Origin of the sequence: Nocardia sp. CC201C, assembly GCF_030010695.1 — a bacterium.
Taxonomy (GTDB): Bacteria; Actinomycetota; Actinomycetes; order Mycobacteriales; family Mycobacteriaceae; genus Nocardia; species Nocardia otitidiscaviarum.
Genome location: NZ_JASCXP010000518.1, coordinates 1 through 4,375, shown reverse-complemented (window position 1 = coordinate 4,375; position 4,375 = coordinate 1). Strand labels below are relative to the sequence as shown.

Annotated in this window: 4 protein-coding genes; 2 read left to right on the top strand and 2 right to left on the bottom strand. The window is 70.1% G+C overall.

Features of this window, described 5'->3' with window-relative positions:
* Together QK444_RS33055 and QK444_RS33050 are read right to left on the bottom strand one after the other, a co-directional pair.
* The coding region (locus tag QK444_RS33055; protein WP_282785976.1) for a BTAD domain-containing putative transcriptional regulator at nt 1–2,321 on the bottom strand (2,321 nt) is incomplete at its 3' end.
* A 154-nt stretch (nt 2,322–2,475) separates the two neighbouring features.
* Nucleotides 2,476–3,099, bottom strand: coding sequence for a TIGR03085 family metal-binding protein (locus QK444_RS33050; RefSeq protein ID WP_039815833.1), 624 nt, complete (start codon nt 3,097–3,099; stop codon nt 2,476–2,478).
* 239 nt (nt 3,100–3,338) lie between these two features.
* Between QK444_RS33050 and QK444_RS33045 the strand changes: the two genes are divergently transcribed.
* Both QK444_RS33045 and QK444_RS33040 read left to right on the top strand, forming a co-directional pair.
* The gene (locus tag QK444_RS33045; protein ID WP_029928191.1) at nt 3,339–3,722 is read left to right on the top strand and encodes a DUF4189 domain-containing protein; all 384 of its coding nucleotides are present in this window, start codon (nt 3,339–3,341) and stop codon (nt 3,720–3,722) included.
* A gap of 29 nt (nt 3,723–3,751) precedes the next feature.
* On the top strand, nt 3,752–4,309 hold the full coding sequence (locus QK444_RS33040; RefSeq protein ID WP_282785975.1) for a hypothetical protein: 558 nt from the start codon (nt 3,752–3,754) through the stop codon (nt 4,307–4,309).
* Nucleotides 4,310–4,375: the final 66 nt, after the last annotated feature.

Genomic DNA, 4,375 nt, shown 5'->3' with positions numbered 1-4,375 from the left:
TGCAGCCGCAGCGCCATGCGGAAGGAGTCGATCGCGGCGTCGATCTCACCCTCGCCCAGAGCCAGCGCGCCGGTGAGCAGGTGGGCCGCGCCGCCGACCCAGATCTCCGTACTCGGGTCGTGGCCGTCGAGGATCTGCCGCAGTTCGACCGCCGCCCGTTCCGGTTCACCGAATTCGACGAGCAGCGCGAACGCCAGCGCCAGTCGGGCCCGGCGGCATGCGGTCGGATTCCCGTCGGCGGCCGTCGCCGCGATCAGACCGTCCAGGGCCTGTTCCAGGTCGACGGTGGCGTCACCGGCCAGCAGGGTCACCGCCACCGTGATCGCCAGATCCGCGGCCACCACCCGGTGTCGCGGGGTCGCGGCTGCCGCCAGCCGGTACAGCGCGGCGATATTGCGCCGCTCCAGTTCGAGGAAGCGCCGGGTGTCGTCCAGGTCGCGCAGCCGCTCCCCCGCCGCCACGGTCGCCGCCGACGGCAGCACCAGTCCCGGATGCCGTACCCGCAGCACGGTTTTCATGGTCGCCAGATAGTGATCGAGTAACCGCGCCAGCACATCGGTCTCATCGGACCGAGAGCCGTGGCCGAGTGCGAACATCCGCATGAGTTCGTGGTAGCGATAGCGCCCGCGCCCGATGGATTCGAGCATGCCGCGATCGACCAGTCCCTCGCACAACTCCTCGGCCTCGTCCACCGCGCATCCCAGCGCCACCGCGGCGGCGGCCAGCGGCAGCTCCGGCAGGCCGGTACCGGCCAGCAATCGGAAGGCACGCGCCGCCGCCGGTTCGAGCTGGTCGTATCCGGCCTGGAACACCGCGTCCAGGGCCAGTTCCCCGGCGCGGAAACAGCGCAGCCCGGCACGTTCCTCGGTCAGTCTCCGCGCCTCCGAGGCAATGGTCCAGGTGGGCCGGGCCGCCACGCGCGCGGCCACGATCCGGATCGCCAGGGGCAGCAGCCCGCACAGCTCGACCACCCGCCGGGACGCCTCGGGTTCGGCCGCCGCCCGGTCCACGCCGACGATCCGCGCGAACAGCTCCTCGGCCTCGTCGCGGGCGAGCACGCCCAGCGCGGTGGGCCGTGCCCCGGGCAGTGCGGTCAGGGGTCGCCGCGCCGTCACCAGCACCGCTGATCCGGGCGTTCCGGGCAGCAGCGGTGCGATCTGGGCTCCGTCGAAGGCATCGTCGAGCATCAGCAGCAGCCGCCGACCGCTCACCGTGGACCGGAACAGCGCCGCCCGCTCGTCCACTCCCGCCGGCATCTCCCAATCGGGCACGCCCAGGGCGCGCAGGAATCCGCCCAGCACCTGCCCCGGGTCGGCGGGCCGCGCGGCCGCGCCGTGCAGGTCCACATACAGCTGCCCGTCCGGGAAGCGGGCGCGCATCCGATGCGCCACATGCAGCGCGAGGGTGGTCTTGCCGACCCCGCCCATTCCGGACACGGCCGCGATGGGCAGGCTCAGATCGTCGCGCAGTTCATCGCAGAGCCGGTCCACAACCTCGTGCCGACCCGTGAAATCGGCGGTGTCGGGCGGCAATTGGGCGGGGGCGGGCAGCGGTGCGGGCGCACCGGCGGCCACGGCGGGCAGTTCGTCGGTGAGGATGCGCTGATGCAGCTCGATGAGCGCCGGTCCCGGTTCGATGCCCTGGTCGGCGACGAGCAGGCGCCGGATGCGCTGGTACTCCTCGAGTGCCTCGGTGCGGCGGCCCGCGCGGTAGAGCGCGGTCATCATGAGTCCGCGCAGCCGTTCACTGAGCGGATCGGCGGTGATCAGCCCTTCCAGATCGGTGATGGCGCGCGGATAGTCCTGTGCGGCCACGGCGAGTTCGACCCGGTCCTCGCACAGCACCCGGTGCAGGCGGCGCAGCCGGGCCCGTTCGGCCTCGGCCCACGGACCGGGCACCCCGGTGAGCGGATCGCCGCGCCACTGCCCGAGCGCGGCTTCCAGCACGGCTTCGGCGCGGTCCAGATCTCCGGCGATGCGCAGTTGCTCGACCTCGACCCGGAAGCGGTCGACCAGGTCGGTGTCGAGTTCGACGGCCCCGTCGAGTCGGTAGCCGCCGGTGCCGGAGGTCAATCGCACCGCGTGTGTCCCGGCGGCGAAACGCTTGCGCAGCGCCCAGGCGTAATTGCGCAGCGCGCCCAGCGCGGACGGCGGTCGCCGCTCACCCCAGATGCCGTCCACCAGTTCCTCGACCGAGACGGTGCGTCCGCGCGCCCCGGCCAGAATGAGCAGGGCGGCCTGCTGTTTGGGCGGCATGGCGGCCGTTGGCACGCCCTCGTGACTCAGCTCGACCGGTCCGAGTACCGACAGTCGCCATGTCATCGCAATTCCACCTCAATACCTACACTCCCGCGCCGACCGCCGGATGTGGCGCTCGTCACGGTGAGCCACCGCTCGTCGTGATCGTTGCACGACCACGGTGGTTATTACCAGCCGAACCGGGATGTGGTCGGCGGGTGCCCGGAATTCGGGCGGATCAGACGCTGCGATCGGTGGCCAGCACCGCCCGCACATCGTCCGGGTCGCCGGACATGCTCAGCCGCACCTCATCGCGTCCGAAGGCATGCAACAGCAGTTCCGACGGCGGTCCGGTGAGCACCACCGTGCGGCCACCGGCGGTGTGCGCGGTGTGGCGGCGGCCGTCCGGGGTCGCGAGCACCACGGTCACCGGCGACTTGCGATACGCCATCTTGGCGACGGGACGCAACGCCTTCCACAGCCGGTCCTCGTCGTCGGGTGACATCTCCCGCGCCTCCCAGCTGGTGCCGGCGCGGCGGACGTCCTCGTGATGGACGAACATCTCGGTGAGATTGGCGACCGAGTCCACCAGCCGCAGCGGCGACCAGACGGGCGGGCCGGTGCGCACCTGTTCGAGCAGTTGCGGGAACGGCCGCCGCGCCACTGTGGATTGCACGCGTTCCAAATATCCGGCCAGGGGTTTCAGTAGGATTCCGGGCGCCGCATCCGGACGGCGCTCACGAACGATCAAGTGGGCGGCCAGATCCCGCACCGTCCAGTCGCCACAGAGGGTGGGGGCGTCCGGACCGGCGGCCGCCATGGTCTGCACCAGATGTTGCCGCTCGCGTTGGGCCATGCTCATACGCGCACCCTAATCGGACAAACAGCTCAGCAGAAGGGTCGGCCTTAAGGGAAACACCCGGCCGACGATAAGCGCTCCACATGATCATTACCGCATCACGGGCCCGGCGGTCCGGTACGCGAATCGTGCGGCGATCGCTCGTTTCCGCTGCTTCCGGGTTGGCGTCGGCCAATTCGGGTCGGTAGCTTGACTCCTCGGTCCATCGGGTCGTGGACCCATAAGCAAAGAAGGGCAACACCTTGAAGAAGATTGTCAGCGGCGCGGCCGCTGTGATCGCGGCGGCGGGTTCCCTGCTGGCCGTGACGGCGGCACCGGCGAACGCGGCGGGGTACAACTACGGTGCCATCGCGCTGTCCAGCTCCACGGGCAGCATCGGCTACTCCTATGATTACGCCTCGCGGGCGGCGGCGCAGGACGCCGCGCTGAGCGAATGCCGGGGGATGGATTGCAAGATCGTCGCACGCTTCGCCAACGGCTGCGGTGCGGTCGCCTACTCACGCCAGGGTTACTACACCTTCGGGGCGGCGGAATCCCGGAGCGCTGCGCGCAATCAGGCGCTGGACCGCAACCTCTCCGACGCGACCATCATCCACTGGAACTGCACCAGCGGTTACCGGCTCTGATCCTTCATTCCGATTCAGGGAGAATTTCGTTGAAACACACCATTTTCCGTGCCGCCGCCGCGGTGGCGGTGGCCGCCTCGGCCTTCGGTCTGGCGGCCTGCGGCTCCGGTGACGACACCGGTTCCGACGCGACCACCACCTCCGCCGCGCCCGCGGGCGAGTTCGAGGGCTCCACCGAGGACGAGGACAAGGTGACCGGCGCCGCGCCGTCCACCACGGAGGTCCCGAATCTGCCGAAGCCGACCGTGGCGGAGTTGAACGACAAGATCAACAAGGCATTCGATCCGTCCATCGACGCCAAGACCAAGATCAGCTGGATCGAGGACGCGGCCGTGGACCCGCAGCTGGTCGACAAACTGGTCGACGCCGCCAAGCAGAACAACGTCACCGTCGAGATCACCAACGTGCAGGATCCGGTCGACGGCAAGCTGAAGGCCGACGCCAATGTGACCATCGACGGCTCCCCGGTCGAGAACGCCACCGTCGCCTTCGTCGCCGAGGGCACCGAATGGAAGGTCGACCACGGCTTCGCGTGCAGCATCGTGAAGGCCGCCAAGCTGGATTCCGCCGCCTGCCAGGACAACTGAGTCCCGACGCCCCGGGGTGGTGTGACCACCCGGGGCGCATCTTGCGCGGACCGCCGGCCCGCCGCG

Excerpts from the sequence above, each read along its gene's own strand:
- QK444_RS33050 (WP_039815833.1), bottom strand. The coding sequence starts at position 3,099 with ATGAGCATGGCCCAACGCGAGCGGCAACATCTGGTGCAGACCATGGCG.